The following is a 19738-nucleotide window of genomic DNA, read 5'->3' on the forward strand; positions in this document are numbered from 1 at the left end:
CAAATGTCTGTATTATTGAATGTGTATATATAGGAGTGAAAAGTAGGATATTTTGTTACGAGCTTGCATAAAAGTATAAAGGTTCCATACGGTTTTAGTCATGTGATTTTGTGTCGCGTATATAAATAATATGCGAAAAGGTGGAGGAATAAGATGAGAGGTCATTTTGAAAAAAGTAAAGAGGCGATAGATCGAATGCCATTGGTGAGTGTATTAATTCCTACTTATAATCGTCCTCACTACTTTGAAAAAGCATTATGTAGTGTGTTAGAACAAACATATCCTAACATAGAAATTATTATTGGAGATGATAGTACGAATGACGAAACAAAAAAGGTATTACAAAAATATTTGTGTAAGTATTCAAATATTAATTATATAAAAAATAGCGCAACTCTAGGGCAATTTGAAAATGCACTTATGTTATGTAATGAGGCGAACGGCGAGTATATTAACTTTTTAATGGATGATGATATATTTCATGTTAATAAAATTGAAAAAATGATGAAATATTATGTCAATGATTTAAATCATGAAATTAAGCTCGTAACATCCCATCGCCAAGTAATTGATGATGAAGAGAACGAATTAAGACATATTTATTCAACAGTACGTCTATTTGAAAATGACACAATAGTAGATGGGGTGGAATTAGCAAATAGGGTAATTGTAAATCAAAAGAATTATATAGGAGAACCTACAACGGTATTATTTCGTAAAAATGACTTGAAAGAACCGTATGGTATGTTTGATAAAAGGAGGTATCTATGCAACGTAGATATCGCCTCATGGTTATCCTTATTAAGTAAAGGAAAAGCAGTATATATAGCGGAGACACTTAGTTACTTCCGATTACATCCAGGTCAACAGTTAAATGAATCTAATAAACTTATGGATGGATTAGAAGATTTTTCACATAGTATTATAGTTGGAGAAAAATATGGTTTTTTAGCTAATGAAACAGAGTTAGACAAAGCAATAACTAATTTTCTAGACTATGCAAGAAGAATAGTTCCATCATCACTAGTATATACATTAGATTTTTATCAACAAATTAAGCTAAAGAAAATTAATATAGAAAAGAAAAAACAATATATGAATTACAACTCTCATTTACCGAAAGTTAGCATACTTATTCCTGCCTACAATAAACCTCATTATTTGGAATTAGCTCTCAAAAGTGCTTTGAATCAAACATATGAAAATATTGAAATAATAATTTCTGACGACAGTACGAACGTTGAAGTTCACGCGATGATCCAACCATATTTACGTGAATATGAATGCATTACATATGTTAAAAATGAAACCCCATTAGAAGCTGAGAACTTTAATAAATGTATAGAACTTGCAACTGGAGAGTATATAAACTTTTTATTAGATGATGACTTATTTCATCCTGAAAAGATTAAAAGAATGATGAATTGTTTTTTTAGAATAGAAAACATTTCGTTTGTGACATCATATCGGGAACTAATTGATGAGAATGAAGAGGTTTTACCACCATCAACATTGAATATGAAAATTGCCAAAGAAACTACACTTTTTGAAGGGAAAGAATTAGGGAATTATATGTTAAAAAACTTGAAAAATGTAGTTGGTGAACCTACAACAGTTCTGTTTAATCGGAAGTTTTTTGGAGGGAAGTTTGGTTGTTTTAAGGGGAAAGCTTATTCTGCTATTCATGACATTGCAACATGGCTCGATATGATGAAGAAAGGTAGAGTCGTTTATATACAGGAACCTCTTAGTTATTTTAGACAGTATAGTGGACGAAATCAAAAGCAAAAGCAGTTTATATTCATGACAATTGAGGAATGGATTGAATTAATAATAGATGCATATAATAGTGGATTTTTAAATGATGAGCAAGATCATAAAGAGTGCTTGACTCATTGTTTGGAAAATGCGGTGTTCATAATGAAAGATGCAGTAAGAGGTGGGAAATTAAATGAAATTGATAATGGAAAGATAGAGAAGGCACTAAATAAGGTAGTTACTCGTATATTTGAGAAAGAAGTATGTTATTGTCAATATTGCAATCAACAATTTGCAAAATTTTCCCCTTGGCGAGCACATTACGATTTTCCAAAATATAAATTCGAGATGTGGAATAAAGATACGGGGATTTGTCCGGTATGTGATTCGATGGATCGTGAAAGGTTATATCGTGTTTATATTGAAATGGAAACTGATTTATTAAGTGGAAATGATACTGTACTTCATATTGCACCGGAAGCAAAGGTAAGAGGATGGTTTAGTCAGTATAAAAACATTACATATGTATGTGGAGATATTGAACCGAAGGATCCGTTAATGAAAGAAATAGATGTTACAAGAATTGTATATGAAAATAATACATTTGACGTGATTTTATGTAACCATGTATTAGAACGCGTTTTCGATGATGAAAAAGCGATGCGAGAGTTATATAGAGTATTAAAGCCAAATGGATGGGGAATTATTCAAGTGCCAATCGTAATGAATGTAGATTCTATTATAGAGAATAAATTAATTGTAACACCGAAATTAAGAAAATTAGCTTTTGGTCATGAAGATCATGTAAGAATTTATAATCAATCAGGATTTATTCAACGATTAATGAATGTAGGATTTAAGGTAGAACTGTATAACATAGCTGAAAAACAAGGAATGAAAAGCGCTAAGAGATTTGGGTTATCTGAAACAGATATGCTCTATATTGTCCGAAAATGATAGGCAAGAGATGTGTATTGAGGGGAAGTGATATCCCCCATCTACAGGGGGGGAAGGACCTTTAAAACAACGTTTTGAAGAAGCATTCATTCTTTAAAAAAAGAATGAATGCTTCTTATTTTAATTATAGAGCAGCGTGTATCGTATTTTTAGGTTTTAAATTTAGTTGACCAAGGCAATACTGAGCCATAGTGAATGTAAAGTTGGAGGGCGAGTGTATATGTTTGATGAGGATGGGATTGTTTTAATTATGGAACCAGCTGATGAAAGAAACTTGAGGAGATTTATTTTTACAGTGCCAAAGTCAGTTTATGAAAAGAAGGGGCTGTCATTACGCTATGGAACAGCTATAGGACAAGGATATATGGATATAATTGAAGATATTATTAGCGTACATATAGAAATTGATGTTGTAACAATAATAGGGCATGTAAGTGGGTAAATTGCTATTTGAAAAAAGGTTATAAGCAATTAAGCTAGAAGTTATGAAGGGAAGCTTACAGACAATTATAAAGACGAAGGGAGTCTAAAATGAAAATAAAATCAATTTTATTAGTATTGATAGTTTCAATTGGTTTAATAGGCTGTTCGATTGTAGAGGAAGGAAAGAACTCATTAGATTATGCTCAAAAGGCAACAGACTATGTGAATGAAATAAGCGCATTTGCAAATGAAGCTCCAGCGTTAGCGGAAAAGGCTGTTAATGATAAAGAAGCCCGAAAAGAATTGGAAGCGAAGCTAAATGAAATTAAACAAGATATACCAGCTTTTAATGAATTAACACCACCAGATGTTGCGAAGGATCTTCACCAACAAATCGTCGGATATAATGAAAAGTTAAATACATTAATTGATACTTCTATGAAGAAGGTAGAGGAAGGGAAAATTGATGTAGAGCAATTTAAAAACTCTGAGCTTATGCAGACGATGGATCAAGTGCGAGATTTGAAAGATAAGATACAAAATTTAGGTCAATAATGAAAAGCTCCGTTTTTCATAAACGGAGCTTTTCATTGTTTTCTAATGGTAAGTTCATTATATTTTCTTCCTATAATATAAGTGTGCTTAGACCGTCCATTTTTCTAAAATATGTATCTTTTTATTGGTCGCATCCAACTTAATTGGAATACCTATGGGCATAGTGATCATTGGATGCGTATGACAACAATCAAAGTCAGCTAGAAAAGGGATTCTTTGATTTTGTAGTACTTCTAATAGTATTTCGTAAGGTTTTCGATTCGTACCGCAATCATCAAATTGCTCATGTTTTCCAAGAATGATACCAGAAATTTTATCAAATACTCCGTTAAGTTTAAGTAAGGAAAAGCTTCTTTCAATAGTAGCTGCATCTTTTGAGCTATCTTCAATAAATAGAATATCACCTTCTTGAATAGGTGGCATATAAGGACTACCCCAAATTCCTTGTATTGTATTTAAGTTCCCGCCAATCATACGCCCAGTAGCTTGTCCATTCGTTACAGAAATCCAATTATTTGGTCTAAGTTCTTTTTCTTTCATTTTTTCTTCCCAATTAATAAATTCATCTGACCAAAATAACGGTTGCTTTATATTGTAAGGAAGAGGTTGATCGTTTAGTAATGTTTCTGAAAAATATTTGTATGTGTCATCTACAAAAGGCTCAAATTCTCCAAAAGAAGGAACGAGTGCAGGACCGTAAAATGTAGGAGTTCCTGTTTTTGCATAAATTCCTAGTAATAAAGCTGATACGTCTGAATATCCAATCATTATTTTAGGGTTATTTCGAAAAGTATCATAATCGATATAAGGTAATAATGAATTGGAATTCATCCCACCAATTGTTGACATGATACAAGAAATATTTGGATTTCTTATCAAATCATTTAGTTCATCAGCACGCTCTTGTATGCTGCCAGAACGATAATAATCATATTGATTTGTAAGTGAACCTTCCAATATATGAAACCCTTTCTGTTTTAAGTAAGATTTTGCTCGTTCAAACCTTTTTGGGGAAGTGTAGGTTGCTGGTGAAGAGGGCGAATAAATCCCAATAGTATCGCCGTATTTTAATGGTTTTGGAAGTATCATTTGTATGAATCCTTTCTATTAAATAGTTTGTTTATGAATTTATCATTGAATATTCTTATATTTCAGTATTTATAGTGTAACATAAATAGATTGAAATAATAATTGTTGTATATGAATAAATATACTTTTTACCTTGACGATATGCAGGAATTGTTGTTATGGTTGACTGTGAGTGTATAAAAGGTTTGCTAAAGGAGTTTTGAAATGAATCGGTTGAAATGGGGAAGAGTAACAATCCTATTAGTCATTATTTTAGGGATATGTTGGTTCTTATTCCAAGGAACTCAAAAGAGTACAACAAATGTAGAGGGACCACCTTTACAAGTGGCAGAGCTACCTAAAACTGGGTTAACTGAAAAAGTAGTTCCGTCAAAGTACATCCCACCAAAAGTTGATGCAAAAGCAGCTATGATTATCGATGCGAGTAATGGAGATGTTATTTATCAACATAACGAAAATGAAGCTTTTGCGCCAGCTAGTATGTCTAAGATGATGACAGCGTACCTTTTATTAGAGAGTGTACATAATGGGAAAGTTCGCTGGGAAGATCCGGTGAAAATGAGTGAGAAAGCAGCGCAAACAGAGGGTGCGAGAATCCCAGTCCAAGTGAATGACACATTGACTGTGAAAGACTTGTACCATGCATTAATGATTGAATCGGCAAATAATTCGGCGGTGGCGTTAGCAGAACATATGGCAAAGACGGAGAAAGATTTCGTTCAACTTATGAATGCAAAAGCGAAACAGTTAGAAATGTCGGAACATGCTAAATTCGCAAATGCATCAGGGCTACAAGAGCCTGATGGAAGTGAGACTAAGATGACAGCTGCCGATGTAGCAAAACTGGCGTATCATCTTATAAAAGATTATCCGGAGATATTAGAAGTGACTCACTTACGTCAAAGTCAGTTAGCATTTAATAATGTTAATGTTATCAGTACAAATGACATGCTAAACAAAAATAATAAAAGTTTATATATAGAAGGAATAGACGGATTAAAAACAGGATTTACAGATAGTGCAGGGTACTGTTTTACAGGTACTGCAAAACAAGGAGATACTCGAATTATTACAGTAGTCATGGGGACTTCAAGTAAAACAAAACGTTTTACAGAGACGAATAAGTTAATGTCATATACATTTGGATTAGTTAATTAAGTAAAATGCTAAGTTAGAACATTACATGAGGAAGGCAGTTTATTGTTACTTATTTTTAGTAACGATAAACTGCCTTTTTATTTAAAACACGGGAAGTAAAAAGGTAAAAAATGTGAGAGTTATTATTTGAGTTTATCAATGTTTGTTGATAGTATAAAGTTATAAGCTTATTAATAATAAGTTTGAAGGGGCGTTGTATGATGTATACATATGAAATAGCCTCAATTGAAAATTGGAGGGAATTATGATGGCAAAAGATTTTTACTCAGCAATTGAAGACAGAAGATCTATTTATGCAATTAGTAAAGAGCAAGTAGTTTCTGATGAGAAAATTCAAGAAGTGATTTATCATGCTGTAAAACATACACCTTCAGCTTTTAATTCTCAAAGTGCTCGTGTTGTTGTTTTATTAGGAGAACAACATGATAAATTATGGGATCTTACGAAAGAAACGTTACGGAAAATTGTACCTGAAAATAACTTTGCACCTACAGAAGAAAAAATGAATGCATTTAAAAGTGGTTATGGAACGGTTTTATACTTTGAAGACAGTGAAGTAGTGGAAGGGCTTCAAGAAAAATTTGCACTATATAAAGAGAATTTTCCAACGTGGTCACAGCAATCCTCAGGGATGTTACAATTTGCAATTTGGACAGCTTTAGAAATTGAAGGATTTGGTGCTACATTGCAACATTATAATCCGTTAATTGATGAAAAAGTAAGAAAAGAATGGGATGTTCCAGAAAACTGGAAACTCACTGCGCAAATGCCATTTGGTAAACCAGTAGTACTTGCTGGCGAAAAAGAGTTCCAACCATTAGAAAATCGTGTGAAAATTTATAAATAAAGTAGAAACTATAAAAGGTGAACAGGGATACGACTTGTTCACCTTTTTTTATCCCGCATTAACGGCCCGCAAACGCCCGATTGGTGAAGGCTAATAATTAGTGGGAGATGCACAAAATCCTTACTACTTATAAAGTTTCACTTTATAAGTAGTAAGGATTTTTTTGTTGGCTATTTTTCATCTGATTTTTCAATTCTTTTTTACGTGTTTCAATAGTTGATATTTTTTGTAATGTTATAAATGAAACGAACTGAATAGGGGCGTAGTATAGTTCTATATTTTTGTTTATGTGATCGTCTATTATGTTTTTCACAAATGCACCTCCTTGTTCATTACTAGTAAGACTACAATCTGGAATGGTGGAAGTCGGCAGTCCTTAAATTCCCATTGTACATCTCTTTGTTGATAAGAGTTTCATATTATATGACTATATAAATAATAACGGAAATATTTCAAAAATTCCATAGTTAGTAAAAAAAAATAGTCAATGGAGTGTGTAATTTCTTTAACATAGAATGAGGTTTTGAGAACCAAATCTTACAATTCGTCAAATTATTTAAAAAACATAGATCGTATAGGGAATTAGTTTTCTAAAAATATTATACTATTGATTAATTAAGTAATTTTTGCCATGATAAGAGTACGCTTCATGTAATTCATTTTATCAAGGAAACACATAGTTTGTTTTGTATTCGTTAATAAAATTTTTTTTATTGGATAGAAAATAAGTATTCTATATTGAGATAATGAATGGAATGTCGAATTTTTATGCAATACATAAGAAATTTGAAGGAAATCGTTGCAAAATTACTATGTTTAATGATAAAGTTCACATGAAGTTCACACGGAATTCACGTAGTTCATTTAAAATGAACTACGTGTGAAAAATAAAACTCTTGTTAAAAAATGGAACTTGATGAATATTTTACTTTGATAATATTGTAAAGTATTAAGTTTATATGTTTTTTTAAGAGGATAGTAGGGAAAGGAAGTAAAGACAACTTATGAAAAAAGTAATTGCAGGTTTAGCAGCAGCTTCAGTAGCAGGTGTTGCAGTTCCAGGTATGGATTCTGCTCATGCACAAGTTTCGAACGAAGCGCTAAAAGAAATTAATGGACAGACTCAAACACAAACTCAAACGACTGTAACTGAAACAAAAAAAGTAGAAACAACTTCTGAATTAAAATACACAGTAACTGCTGATGTATTAAATGTTCGTTCAGGTGCTGGTACAGGACATAACGTTATTTCTAAAGTAAAACAAGGTCAAGTACTACAAGTAATTGGACAAGAAAACGGTTGGTTCAAAGTAAGTGTAAACGGCCAAACAGGTTATGTAAGTGGTGACTTCGTAACAACTGGTGGTAATAAAGGAACAACTGTTCAACAAGGAACAGGTACTTACACAGTAAACGTTTCTTCACTTAACGTACGTACAGGCCCAAGTACTTCTCATACAGTATTAGGTTCTGTAAATAAAGGGAAAACAGTACAAGTTGTAGGTGAAGTACAAGATTGGTTTAAAATCAACTTCAACGGTGGAACTGGATACGTAAGCAAAGACTTCGTAACAAAAGGTGGTTCTGCTGTATCTAACGAAACACAAAAACCAACTACAAACAACAACAATACTACTACAGTTCAAACTGGTGGTTCTTATGTTGTTAACACTGGTGCTTTAAAAGTACGTACAGGCCCAGCTACATACAATGCTGTAATTGGTGGGGTAACAAACGGTAAAGTATTAAACGTTACTGGCGCAGAAAATGGTTGGTACAAAATTAACCATAATGGCCGCACAGGTTACGTAAGTGCAGACTATGTTAAGTTTGTAAAAGGTGGAGTGACTGGTGGTAACCAAGGTTCTAACCAAGGTTCTAACCAAGTACAAAAACCAACAGCACCTACAGGTGGAGATACGTCTTCAATCGCTGGATTCGCTAGATCTTTAAATGGTTCACCATACAGAACTGCTGGTACAACACCTGCTGGTTTTGACTGCAGTGGATTCATTCACTACGTATTAAATCAAACTGGTCATAAAGGCGCTCGTCAAACAGTTGCTGGATACTGGAGCTCTAAAACAAAAACTAGTAATCCACAACCAGGTGATTTAGTATACTTCCAAAATACTTATAAATCAGGTCCTTCTCACATGGGTGTTTACTTAGGAAACGGTCAGTTCATTAGTGCAGAAACTGATGCAACTGGTGTACGTATTAGTTCTGTAAGCAACTCTTACTGGAGCAAGCACATTTTAGGTTACACAAAAGCATACTAAGAAAAAGTAGTTTATATACTTTTCGTATAGAGAAAAGGCTTTCCAAGGAAACTTGGGAAGCCTTTTTATAGTTGAATAAATTGGAAGTTTAGTAGTTTTTATTTTAACTTTCCATTTAAAAATCGATCATATAAGTCATGGAAATAGTTGGGACGAAATAAGTTCGCTGCATGTCCTGCTAAAGGTATTTCCTTATATAGAACGTTTGGCAGAATAGATTTTAAATCGAATAGGCAAGATTTATAGAGATGATCTTGTTCACCCATTACCCATAATATAGGGTGGGGAAGTGATTTTAATTTGGATTTTAAATCGAATTCTAACCGGTGTCGTAATGATTGGGCAATTATGGATGAATGTAATTGTAATCCGAAACGGTAGTAAATATTTCTTGAAATGACTGCGAACGGATTCGCTTTTAATATGCCGCTTGGAAAAATAGTATTTGCGTATTGAGAGAGCCATTTAGAGTATTCGTCTCCTCGCTTCTCCCAAAATTTTTGAAATACGTTATATAAAAGGGATGGATTATTATAATGTCCACCAATATGACAAATGCTTAATACCTTTTCCGGGTGCATTTGTGCAAAAATTGTAGAGATATAACAGCCATAGCTTAAAGCGCAAATATGAGCCTCTGTAATACCTTCTTTTTCATATAATTTCAATAATTGATCTACGAGGCGCTGTAATGAAAATTCAATAGCTTCTCCTTTATCGTCGCCGTGACCTAATAAGTCATAAGTTATAATGTTGTAGGAAGCAGAAAATCGTTTATGCTCTTTTTTGAAGGCACGACGATTGCCAACTAAGCCGTGAATAAAAATGATTGTTTCCTTTTCAGAATGTATATTTGTTTGCAAAAAGGATACTCCTTTCAATAACTGGAGATTTATATAGTATTTTAAATTAGTTATCTATAATTCACATACAATAACATTAAGTACCAGGTAATAATATCAGATGTTTATATCTGTTGTAAAGATGAGTTTTTATGTATATTTTGTAAAAATAGAAAAAGTGTGTTTACATTCAGTTTACATTTGTACTGTATTCTAGTTTTAGAAAGAGCAGTTTGGCTTAACACGAGGAGATGAACAGGAATGGAAGTTAGAAATGAAATGAAGAAAAAAGGAAGTTGGAGGCAATTTTTACGCCTTATTCGAGATACAAACCCTCCGAAAGGGATTCTTGTTTTTGCATTGTTAATGAGTTTACTTTCTACAGGAGCGAGTTTATTTATTCCGATGTTAACAAAAGGATTAGTAGATAATTTTTCGCTTTCGTCAATTAGTACAGGACAAATTGTTGGGCTAGTTGCCTTCTTTGTCATGCAAACCATTGCTGCAGGATTGTCAATTTATTTACTAAATTATATTGGGCAGAAGATTGTAGCTGGACTGAGAGAACGTTTGTGGAAAAAGGTGCTTGTTTTACCAGTATCTTATTATGATCAAAATAGAACAGGCGATACGATTAGCCGTATGACAAATGATACAGGTGTTGTGAAAACATTAATTTCTGAGCACTTGTCAAATTTATTAACAGGCGGTATTTCAATTGTTGGATCATTAATTGTATTATTTGTTTTAGATTGGAAAATGACAGCTTTACTCTTAACGGTTATTCCGTTATCTGTATTGATTTTAGTTCCTCTTGGACGAAAAATGTATAAGATTTCAAAAGCGCTTCAAGATGAAACAGCATCTTTTACAAGTGTGTTAACACAGGTGTTATCAGAAATTCGTTTAGTGAAATCTTCAAATACAGAAACAAGAGAATATGAAACAGGTAATACAGGGATACAAAAGTTATTGCAATTTGGTTTAAAAGAAGGAAAAGTGCAAGCATTAATTTCACCAGTTATGTCGTTTGTTTTAATGGCACTGCTTGTTATTATCGTAGGCTATGGTGGAATGCGAGTTTCTAGTGGTGCATTAACAACAGGTGAACTTGTAGCATTTATTTTATATTTAGTTCAAATTATTATGCCAATGAGCCAGTTATCTATGTTCTTTACACAATTCCAAAAGGCAATTGGTGCAACGGAAAGAATTAATGCGATTTTAGAATATGAAGTAGAAGATCATGAAACTGGTGTGAAGGTTTCGAATGCTAAGCAGTCGATAGTTCTTGAAAATGTACATTTTGAGTATAACGAAGATGAGAAAGTATTGAACAATATTGATTTCACAATTGAATCTGGAAAAGTAACAGCGATTGTAGGTCCAAGTGGTAGCGGAAAAACAACTTTATTTTCATTACTAGAACGTTTTTATGAGCCAACTGGTGGTGCTATTAAATTAGGAAAAGAATCAATTACGAGCTATTCATTGCAGTCATGGCGACGTCAAATTGGTTATGTATCACAAGATAGTCCGTTAATCGATGGAACGATTCGAGATAATATTTGTTACGGTGTTGAGGGCGAAGTGACGGATGCAGAAATTGAAAAAGTAGCAGCTATGGCATATGTTGATGCATTTATTCATGATTTACCAAATGGATATGCAACAGAAGTTGGAGAGCGCGGTGTGAAGCTTTCTGGAGGACAAAGACAGCGAATTGCGATTGCCCGAGCATTACTTCGAAATCCGCAAATTCTTATGTTAGATGAAGCAACTTCAAGTCTAGATAGTAAATCCGAGTCTGTCGTTCAAAAAGCATTAAATAACTTAATGAAAGGCAGAACAACTTTAGTTATTGCACATAGGCTTTCTACGGTTGTAGATGCGGATAAAATTATCTTTATTGAAAAAGGGAACCTTACAGGAAGCGGTACGCACGATGAATTATTACGTACACATGACATGTATCGTGAGTTTGCAACGCAACAATTGAAAATTAAAGAGGGCGCATTATAAAATGAATAATCAGTGGAGATTGTACTCCGCTGATTATTCATTTTTAAAAAATATAAAAGATGCTTAGTAGAAAGGAAATGGTTCCTTTGATACCTAAAATTTTAATAGTAGACGACGATCCGCATATTAGAGAACTTGTTTCTGTTTTTTTAGAGCGGGAAGGCTTTCAAACATATGAGGCAATTGATGGACTAGATGCTCTTCAGAAAATAGACGAAGTAAAAGTCGATATGGTTATTCTTGATATTATGATGCCGAATATGGATGGATATGATGTATGTTTTGAATTAAGAAAATACTATGATATCCCGATTCTTATGCTAACTGCCAAAGGGGAAACATCTCAAAAAGTAAAAGGTTTTTACCTTGGAACAGATGATTATCTCGTAAAACCATTTGATCCTATAGAATTAGTAGTGAGAGTAAAGGCGTTACTGAAACGTTACCAAATTACAGTATCGCAATCGATTCAAGTTGGAAATGTACTGTTAAACCGTAAAACGTTTGAAGTGACACTGGGGGAACAAACGGTTACGTTACCGCTAAAAGAATTCGAGTTACTTTTTACATTAGGATCTAAGGCGGGAAGAACTTGTTCGAGAGAGCAATTAATTGAAGATGTATGGGGATATGATTTTGAAGGGAATGAACGTACATTAGATGTTCATATTAATCGGTTACGTGAGAAGTTCCAAGAAGAGAAGTCGAAATTTAGTATTAAAACGATAAGAGGTTTAGGGTATCGCCTAGAGGTAAGTAAATGAGAAAAAGAAAACAAATGAGTAAGTTGAAGATATTGAAAGTAATTGGAGCGGTATTAGCACTCTTTTCTTTTCTAACAATAATTTGGTCTATCGCATTTTATGTATCATCAAGTATTATAAATGCTCTTGAAATAAACGTATCGCCGTTTGTTACTTTTTTAATTAGTGATATGGTCGGCTTTGTATTTATCGTTCTTATTTGGGTATTGATCGGAGTATTAATGAGACCGAAGCGAGAGGCGATGATTTGGACTATTATTGAACCGATACAAAAAATTGCAAAAGGAGACTTCTCCGTAAAAATACGAAATGAAGAAAAGTATGATGGAGAAATTGGTGTGCTCGTAAAAAGTATAAATGATATGACAGATGAACTGAATGCGATGGAGAAAATGCGTCAAGAATTTGTATCGAATGTATCGCATGAAATACAGTCGCCATTAACTTCTATAAAAGGGTTCGCTAGAGCACTACAAGATAATAATCTTGCTGAGGAAAAAAGAAAGCATTACCTTACCATTATTGAAACGGAAACGACGAGATTATCTAAACTAAGTCAAAATTTACTGAAATTAACTCTTTTAGAATCGGAAGAGTATACACCAGAAAGAGTGACTTATCGATTAGATCAACAATTAAAGCAAATTGTATTAAATAGTGAACCGCTCTGGGCTGAAAAAGAAATTGAGTTAGATCTTGATTTAGAGAAAGTGCATATTACTGCCGACCAAGAAAGTATGAGTCAAGTGTGGATTAATTTAATTCATAATAGTATTAAATTTACTCCAAGCGGTGGTACGATTACAATTCGGTTAAAAGAACATGAGACAGTAGTGCAAGTGCATATTCGTGATTCGGGGATTGGAATATCAGAAGAGCAGAAGCAGCATGTTTTTGAGCGTTTTTATAAAGCAGATTCGTCCCGAAATCGTGCTTATGGAGGTAGTGGCTTAGGTTTAGCAATTGTAAAAAAAGTACTTGATCTTCATGAAGGAGAAATAAAAGTCGAGAGTGAGGAAGGGAATGGTACAGAATTTATTGTGTGTATTCCTAAATATGAAGAAAAGTAGTGTTAGGTGGAAAGATTTCTAACACTATTTTTCTTTAAAAAGGTATATATAGCTACTATGGTTACTTACAAGTAACCTACGCACATGAAAGTGCATCATTGCCTTTTTACATAAACATAGATACACTTTTAATATGATAAACAACAGAGAAGATTAAGGAGTGTTATACTTGGCAGAATTATTACAAGGTAAAAATGCTTTAATTACAGGAGCAGGTAGAGGTATTGGTCGTGCTGTAGCGATCGCATTAGCGAAAGAAGGCGTAAATGTAGGTCTTTTAGCTCGTTCAGAAGAAAACTTAAAAGCTGTAGCGAAAGAAGTGGAAGCAGAAGGCGTAAAAGCTGTTATTGCGACTGCTGATGTATCTTCGTATGAAGAGGTAACGACTGCAATTGAAACGTTAAAAAACGGTTTAGGGTCTATCGATATTTTAATTAATAACGCTGGTATTTCTAAATTTGGTAAGTTTTTAGAATTAGACGTTGCTGATTGGGAAAAAATCATTCAAGTAAACTTAATGGGTGTATACTATGCAACTCGTGCCACTTTACCAAGCATGATTGAACAACAATCTGGTGATATTATTAATATTTCATCTACAGCAGGACAAAAAGGCGCGCCTGTAACAAGTGCATATAGTGCTTCTAAATTTGGTGTTCTTGGCTTAACAGAATCGTTAGCGATGGAAGTTCGTAAACATAACATTCGTGTAACGGCTTTAACTCCAAGTACAGTAGCAACTGATATGGCTGTAGATTTAGGGTTAACTGATGGAAATCCTGATAAAGTAATGCAAGCAGAAGATATTGCAGAGTTTATCGTAGCACAGCTGAAATTAAATAAACGTACATTTATTAAATCAGCAGGACTTTGGTCTACTAATCCGTAAGGGCTACATGTATTAACAAAGAAGGGACATCTATTCTGTAATGGAGTGGGTGTTCCTTCTTTATTTTTTGTATATAAAACGGAATTTTCGGTATAATCAAGTGTGAATGGTAGAAAAGCATAAAAAAACTTTAAGGGGATGGTATATACATGAGTACGATTGAGAAATGGTCGGCTGTTGATCAATATATGAGTGATGTATTAATACCAAAAGATTCTACATTAGAAGAAGTCCTTCAAGCGAATGCTGCAGCAAATTTGCCAACACATGATGTATCGCCAACGCAAGGGGATCTTTTACAACTATTAGTACAAATTCAAGGGGCTCGTAACATTTTAGAGATTGGTACTTTAGGTGGATATAGCACGATATGGCTTGCAAGAGCATTGCCATCTGGAGGGCGCATTGTTACATTAGAAGCAAGTGAAAAGCATGCCGAAATTGCACGTAGCAATATTGAAAGTGCCAATTTGAATGATAAAATTGAAATACGAACAGGATTAGCACTACATTCTTTACAACAAATAGAAAATGAGAAGTATGAACCATTTGATTTTATCCCGCATTAACGGTCAGTAAGACTCCCACCTCAAAGGTAGGCTAGAGCAAAGAAGTTAGGTGGGAGATCAACTGCCCGTAAACGCCCGATTGGTTCAACTAATAATCAGTGGGGATGAACACCCCCCACTGATTAAAGTTTCACTTTATTTTCATAGATGCTGATAAACAAAATAATCCGACTTATTTTTGAATGGGCACTGAAACTATCACGCCCTGGTACCGTAATTATTGGGGATAACGTAGTACGTGAAGGAGAAGTTATTGACAATACTAGCAGTGATCCTCGTGTACAAGGGATACGTCGTTTCTATGAATTGATAGCTGCAGAGCCGCATGTAAGTGCTACAGCGCTTCAAACTGTCGGAAGTAAAGGATATGATGGATTTGTAATGGCAGTCGTAAAAAAATGATGTAAGGGGATAAATAGAATGAAAAAGATGTTTGAAAAATTATAACGTGTATCGTGTACAATACAGTTAGCACGTGGGCCTCCTATATACATAACACTATATTTTATATTAAAAAATTGGAGGTTAGTAAGTAGATGAGAACTGAAAAAGAAATGTTAGATTTAATTATAAATACAGCAAAAGAGGATGAAAGAATCCGAGCAGTCATCATGAATGGATCACGTGTAAATCCAAATGTGAAAAGAGATTGTTTTCAAGACTATGATATTATGTACGTTGTGAAAAATATACAATCGTTTACGTCTAATCATAATTGGATTCATAGATTTGGAGAAATAATGATTGTCCAAATGCCGGAAGAAATGTCGTTACTTCCAGCAGATGAAGACGGTAAGTTTCCATATTTAATGCAGTTTATTGATGGGAATCGAATTGATTTAACGTTAGTTCCAGCTGATTTAATACATACATTCGTTGGACAAGATAGTTTAAGTAAACTGCTTCTTGATAAAGATGGTTGTGTTGAAGAATTCCCACCAGCAAGTGATAAGGATTACATGATAAAGAAGCCTACGGAAAAAGAGTTTTTAGATTGCTGTAATGAATTTTGGTGGTGTAGTACAAATGTAGGAAAAGGGTTATGGCGCGAGGAGCTTTCTTATGCGAAAGGAATGCTTGAAGGCCCAATGCGAGATATGTTGGTTGTAATGCTAGAGTGGCATATTGGTATGAAAACAAAGTTTACAGCTAATGCTGGGAAGTTTGGGAAGTATTTCGAACAATATGTTGAAAAAAATGTCTGGGAGCAGTATAAAAGGACATTTTCAAATGCAGAGTATGAAAATATTTGGGATTCATTTTTCATAATGGGTGATTTATTTAGGAAAGTTGCGAACGAAATTGCTAACACTTATGAATATCAATATCCGCAAGATGATGATAACAAAGTGACGAGTTATTTAAAGCATGTAAGAAAATTACCGAAAGATAGTAAAGTAATTTATTAAGTATATAAATCAGTAAGACTGTCCTAATTACGGACAGTCTTATTTTTGTTCAGGAATCAGAATTTCTCTAACAAAGTACAGATGAAACACATATGAAATTTTAGGGAGGTTTTTATCATGTATTATTTTTATTCACCAGAAATGTTCGTTCCATTTCCTTTAGGGCTAGAACGTAATATTTCGTACGCTTATATGCCATATCATTCATTTTATTATGGAGACTATGTAAATGCGCTACCATACGCATTACATGTTCCTCAAAATTATGAAGCACAAATGAAAGAAGAGGATCGTGGATCATGGACACCATTTTCATGGGTCGAAAAATATGCGTATGCATTTTCAGGACCATACAATAAAGCGGAAGTAGCTCTTACATTTGATGATGGACCAGATTTAGTATTTACGCCAAAAATTTTAGATAAGTTAAAACAACATAATGTGAAAGCTACTTTTTTCTTGCTCGGTGAAAATGCAGAAAAGTTTCCGAACGTAGTAAAGCGTATTGCAAATGAAGGGCATGTAATTGGTAATCATACGTATAGTCATCCAAATTTAGCGAAAGTAAATGAGGCTGAGTACCATAATCAAATTATAAAAACGGAAGAAATATTAAATCGGTTAGCTGGTTATGCACCGAAGTTTATACGTCCGCCGTACGGTGAAATACTTGAAAATCAATTGAAGTGGGCAACAGAGCAAAAATTTATGATTGTACAGTGGAGTGTCGATACAGTTGATTGGAAAGGGGTAAGTGCTGATACAATTACAAATAATGTGTTAGGGAATTCATTTCCAGGTAGTGTCATACTTCAGCATTCAACTCCAGGTGGACATTTGCAAGGATCTGTAGATGCGCTAGACAAAATCATTCCACAGTTGAAAACGAAAGGAGCACGCTTTGTAACACTTCCAAGTATGTTCCAGACATCTAAAGAGAGAAAATGAAAATGTTAATAATTGGAACCTAGATGATTATATAGTATAATGAAGGTATAAATTAGGGGGTGGATATAATTGTTGTATGCACTAGTAAACATAGGAATAAGCATGTTGATCGGTATTATATTTATACTTGCCGCACGTATTCTTCAAAAAAATCCACCGACAGATATTAACGCAGCATATGGTTATCGTACGAAACGGTCTATGAAAAATAAGAAGTTATGGGATGCAGGTAACACGTATAGTGCAGAAGTGATGAAGAAAAACGGATTCATCATGATATTAATTGGAAGTGTTATTAGTATACTGTTTAGATATCCACATACAATAATAGCGATTATGGTGGTTATGCTGTTATTAATCATTCGTTTATTTATACAAGTAGAGAATAGATTAAAGATACTTGAACAATAGTAAAAAAATAGGACTCTGCGCAATATTATGCTAGGAGTCCTATTTTATTTATAAACTATTATTTTTTAAGAATTCTTTTCCTTGCTCTATAACAAATTCATAGTATGTAAGATCATACGGATAAATATCTTCAAATGTTATTGTAATTGGTTTATTGTTTAAAACAGAAATAGCCGAAAAAGATGAAATCTCTCTTTTTAATAGTTGTAGAAAAGCAGTTGCACGTACTTTCATCACATCGTCTACTTCATCACCTGGTGCAAATGGAAGAGGCTTTATTACGTTGTGAAAATACATATGACAAAACTCACGATCAGTAAGATTTGAAATTTCATAATCTATTTTATAGATTCCTTTGTATGTTAAATCAGTCGTTTGAAAGGAAAGCCCCAATTCTTCTTCGATTTCACGAAGGCCGCCAATTTGTACATCTTCATCATGCATAATATGTCCAGCTGAAGTAATATCCCATATACCCGGAGCTTCTTTTTTATTTTTAGAGCGTAATTGGAAATATAAGAACATATCTTCATCATCTTTTTCTATAAACCAGCAATGGAATGTTTCGTGCCAATCACCGTCACGATGCACTTCATCACGTAATTTCTTTCCAAGTGTATTTTTTTCAGAATCAAATATCGTTAACCACTCTGTCATTTTAATTCCCCTTTCTGCAAATTTTATTATACAATAATCGTATTGAATTTTGGGAAAATAAAGAAAAAAAGGAGTGGTTATAAATGGGGATAGAAAGTAAGGAAATAAAATCGATTATTTCAACAGAGGAAGCATTACGACAAATATTGGGGCAACCAAGTGAGCGAGCTTTGAAAAAAGTTATTTCATCACTTGATCATCATTGTGTAGATTTTCTGTCTAAATCTCCTTTTCTAGTATTATCTACTGCAAATAAATTAGGAGAGTGTGATGCTTCGCCAAGAGGGGATGCACCTGGATTTGTATATGTATTGAATAAAAATAAAATTATCATTCCGGAAAGACCGGGCAATCGTCGTATAGACTCCATTTTAAATATTATTTCAAATCCGCACGTAGGGTTAATCTTTTTTATTCCTGGTCTTGGGGAAACACTTCGAATAAACGGTAAAGCATATATTACAAACGATGAAGAAATTTTGAAAGAGATGCAGGTGAATGGACGTAATCCGTTACTTGGAATTGTTGTTGAAATAGAAGAATGCTACATTCATTGTGCAAAAGCTTTTATTCGTTCTAAGATGTGGGATCCAGAATCTTGGTTAAATAAAAAAGGGTTACCTTCAGCAGCAAAAATGTTGTTGGAGCATGCGAAAGTGAATACTTCAGAAGAAGATGTTGCACGTTCTTTAGAAGAAAGTTATACGAAAAGATTGTATTAAAAATCCTTTATTAGTATAGTTTTAAAAGGAAGAGATCTACTCGTTTTAGAATGGAATACTTTTATGTGAAACATTAATTTACAAGTTGGGAAATTGCGAAATAGGTAAATAGATTGGCCGGCATGAAATATTATTGTGAAATATAATAAAAAATGATCTTGAAAATAGTTAATAAAAATAGGCTTGCTTTTTAAAAATTTGATAACTATAATAAGTTAACAAATAGACATGAACGAAAAAGTAATGACAAGGACACGAAATCATTTTTACGGTTTACAGAGAGGGAAGTCAAGGGTGTGAGCTTCCTAACACGAGAAATGATTTTACCACCTTTGAACTTCAATAGTGAAAGAGTAATCTAGTAAT

General features: G+C 33.6%; 18 protein-coding genes and 2 pseudogenes. 16 read left to right on the plus strand and 4 right to left on the minus strand.

Going from position 1 to position 19738, the window contains the following annotated elements:
• The first annotated feature begins 153 nt into the window (after positions 1-153).
• The 3 genes from JDS95_RS23615 to JDS95_RS23625 all read left to right on the plus strand — a co-directional run bounded on the left by JDS95_RS23615 (position 154) and on the right by JDS95_RS23625 (position 3693).
• Entirely contained in the window at positions 154-2715 is a 2562-nt protein-coding gene (locus JDS95_RS23615) for a glycosyltransferase (protein ID WP_085449910.1), read from the plus strand.
• 220 nt (positions 2716-2935) lie between these two features.
• Positions 2936-3157 carry a hypothetical protein gene (locus JDS95_RS23620; protein ID WP_000459110.1) on the plus strand — a complete coding sequence of 74 codons (222 nt, stop codon included), beginning with the start codon at positions 2936-2938 and terminating at the stop codon, positions 3155-3157.
• A gap of 89 nt (positions 3158-3246) precedes the next feature.
• On the plus strand, positions 3247-3693 hold the full coding sequence (locus JDS95_RS23625) for a DUF6376 family protein (RefSeq protein WP_000695210.1): 447 nt from the start codon (positions 3247-3249) through the stop codon (positions 3691-3693).
• A gap of 87 nt (positions 3694-3780) precedes the next feature.
• Here the strand turns inward: JDS95_RS23625 and JDS95_RS23630 are convergent, their stop codons facing one another.
• Positions 3781-4782, minus strand: coding sequence for a S66 family peptidase (locus JDS95_RS23630; protein ID WP_085449909.1), 1002 nt, complete (start codon positions 4780-4782; stop codon positions 3781-3783).
• A 204-nt stretch (positions 4783-4986) separates the two neighbouring features.
• On the opposite strand from JDS95_RS23630, the gene JDS95_RS23635 reads away from it, so the two are divergent.
• Positions 4987-5940, plus strand: a complete 954-nt coding sequence (locus tag JDS95_RS23635) for a D-alanyl-D-alanine carboxypeptidase family protein (RefSeq protein WP_001080886.1) — start codon at positions 4987-4989, stop codon at positions 5938-5940.
• Positions 5941-6184: 244 nt separating this feature from the next.
• The gene (locus JDS95_RS23640) at positions 6185-6787 is read left to right on the plus strand and encodes a nitroreductase family protein (RefSeq protein WP_002093783.1); all 603 of its coding nucleotides are present in this window, start codon (positions 6185-6187) and stop codon (positions 6785-6787) included.
• Positions 6788-6929: 142 nt separating this feature from the next.
• Here the strand turns inward: JDS95_RS23640 and JDS95_RS23645 are convergent, their stop codons facing one another.
• Entirely contained in the window at positions 6930-7100 is a 171-nt protein-coding gene (locus JDS95_RS23645) for a hypothetical protein (RefSeq protein ID WP_000789335.1), read from the minus strand.
• Positions 7101-7791: 691 nt separating this feature from the next.
• Here JDS95_RS23645 and entFM point away from each other — a divergent pair.
• The gene (entFM, locus tag JDS95_RS23650) at positions 7792-9069 is read left to right on the plus strand and encodes an enterotoxin EntFM (RefSeq protein ID WP_000755505.1); all 1278 of its coding nucleotides are present in this window, start codon (positions 7792-7794) and stop codon (positions 9067-9069) included.
• A gap of 98 nt (positions 9070-9167) precedes the next feature.
• On the opposite strand, the gene JDS95_RS23655 is transcribed toward entFM, so the two are convergent.
• Positions 9168-9932, minus strand: coding sequence for an alpha/beta fold hydrolase (locus tag JDS95_RS23655; protein WP_001194291.1), 765 nt, complete (start codon positions 9930-9932; stop codon positions 9168-9170).
• A 240-nt stretch (positions 9933-10172) separates the two neighbouring features.
• Here JDS95_RS23655 and JDS95_RS23660 point away from each other — a divergent pair, with 240 nt between their 5' ends.
• The 9 genes and pseudogenes from JDS95_RS23660 (at position 10173) to JDS95_RS23700 (ending at position 17993) form a co-directional block, all read left to right on the plus strand.
• The gene (locus JDS95_RS23660) at positions 10173-11933 is read left to right on the plus strand and encodes an ABC transporter ATP-binding protein (RefSeq protein ID WP_085449908.1); all 1761 of its coding nucleotides are present in this window, start codon (positions 10173-10175) and stop codon (positions 11931-11933) included.
• Positions 11934-12019: 86 nt separating this feature from the next.
• Positions 12020-12697 (plus strand): envelope stress response regulator transcription factor HitR, encoded by a 678-nt coding sequence (gene hitR / locus JDS95_RS23665; RefSeq protein WP_217808869.1) that lies wholly within the window; start codon positions 12020-12022, stop codon positions 12695-12697.
• On the plus strand, positions 12694-13767 hold the full coding sequence (gene hitS / locus JDS95_RS23670) for an envelope stress sensor histidine kinase HitS (RefSeq protein WP_001231603.1): 1074 nt from the start codon (positions 12694-12696) through the stop codon (positions 13765-13767). Before hitR ends, hitS begins: the two co-directional genes overlap by 4 nt.
• A 169-nt stretch (positions 13768-13936) precedes the next feature.
• On the plus strand, positions 13937-14656 hold the full coding sequence (locus JDS95_RS23675; RefSeq protein WP_164690666.1) for a 3-ketoacyl-ACP reductase: 720 nt from the start codon (positions 13937-13939) through the stop codon (positions 14654-14656).
• 149 nt (positions 14657-14805) lie between these two features.
• A pseudogene (locus JDS95_RS23680) lies at positions 14806-15210 on the plus strand (O-methyltransferase); the annotation flags it as partial.
• 149 nt (positions 15211-15359) lie between these two features.
• Positions 15360-15627, plus strand: a pseudogene (locus JDS95_RS23685) (O-methyltransferase); the annotation flags it as partial.
• A 134-nt stretch (positions 15628-15761) separates the two neighbouring features.
• Positions 15762-16634 carry an aminoglycoside 6-adenylyltransferase gene (locus tag JDS95_RS23690; protein WP_199690813.1) on the plus strand — a complete coding sequence of 291 codons (873 nt, stop codon included), beginning with the start codon at positions 15762-15764 and terminating at the stop codon, positions 16632-16634.
• A 117-nt stretch (positions 16635-16751) separates the two neighbouring features.
• Positions 16752-17582 carry a peptidoglycan-N-acetylglucosamine deacetylase gene (locus JDS95_RS23695; protein ID WP_085449904.1) on the plus strand — a complete coding sequence of 277 codons (831 nt, stop codon included), beginning with the start codon at positions 16752-16754 and terminating at the stop codon, positions 17580-17582.
• 69 nt (positions 17583-17651) lie between these two features.
• The gene (locus tag JDS95_RS23700; RefSeq protein ID WP_199690814.1) at positions 17652-17993 is read left to right on the plus strand and encodes an SdpI family protein; all 342 of its coding nucleotides are present in this window, start codon (positions 17652-17654) and stop codon (positions 17991-17993) included.
• Between the two features lie 48 nt (positions 17994-18041).
• Here JDS95_RS23700 and JDS95_RS23705 read toward each other — a convergent pair whose 3' ends face one another.
• A complete protein-coding gene (locus tag JDS95_RS23705; protein WP_000141367.1) occupies positions 18042-18650 on the minus strand; it encodes an NUDIX hydrolase in 609 nt (202 codons plus the stop codon).
• An 83-nt stretch (positions 18651-18733) separates the two neighbouring features.
• On the opposite strand from JDS95_RS23705, the gene JDS95_RS23710 reads away from it, so the two are divergent.
• Complete coding sequence (locus tag JDS95_RS23710) at positions 18734-19372, plus strand: pyridoxamine 5'-phosphate oxidase family protein (protein WP_085449902.1); 639 nt, start codon at positions 18734-18736, stop codon at positions 19370-19372.
• Positions 19373-19738: the final 366 nt, after the last annotated feature.

It is taken from the genome of Bacillus cereus group sp. N24 (genome assembly GCF_016483345.1).
Classification (GTDB): Bacteria; Bacillota; Bacilli; order Bacillales; family Bacillaceae_G; genus Bacillus_A; species Bacillus_A toyonensis.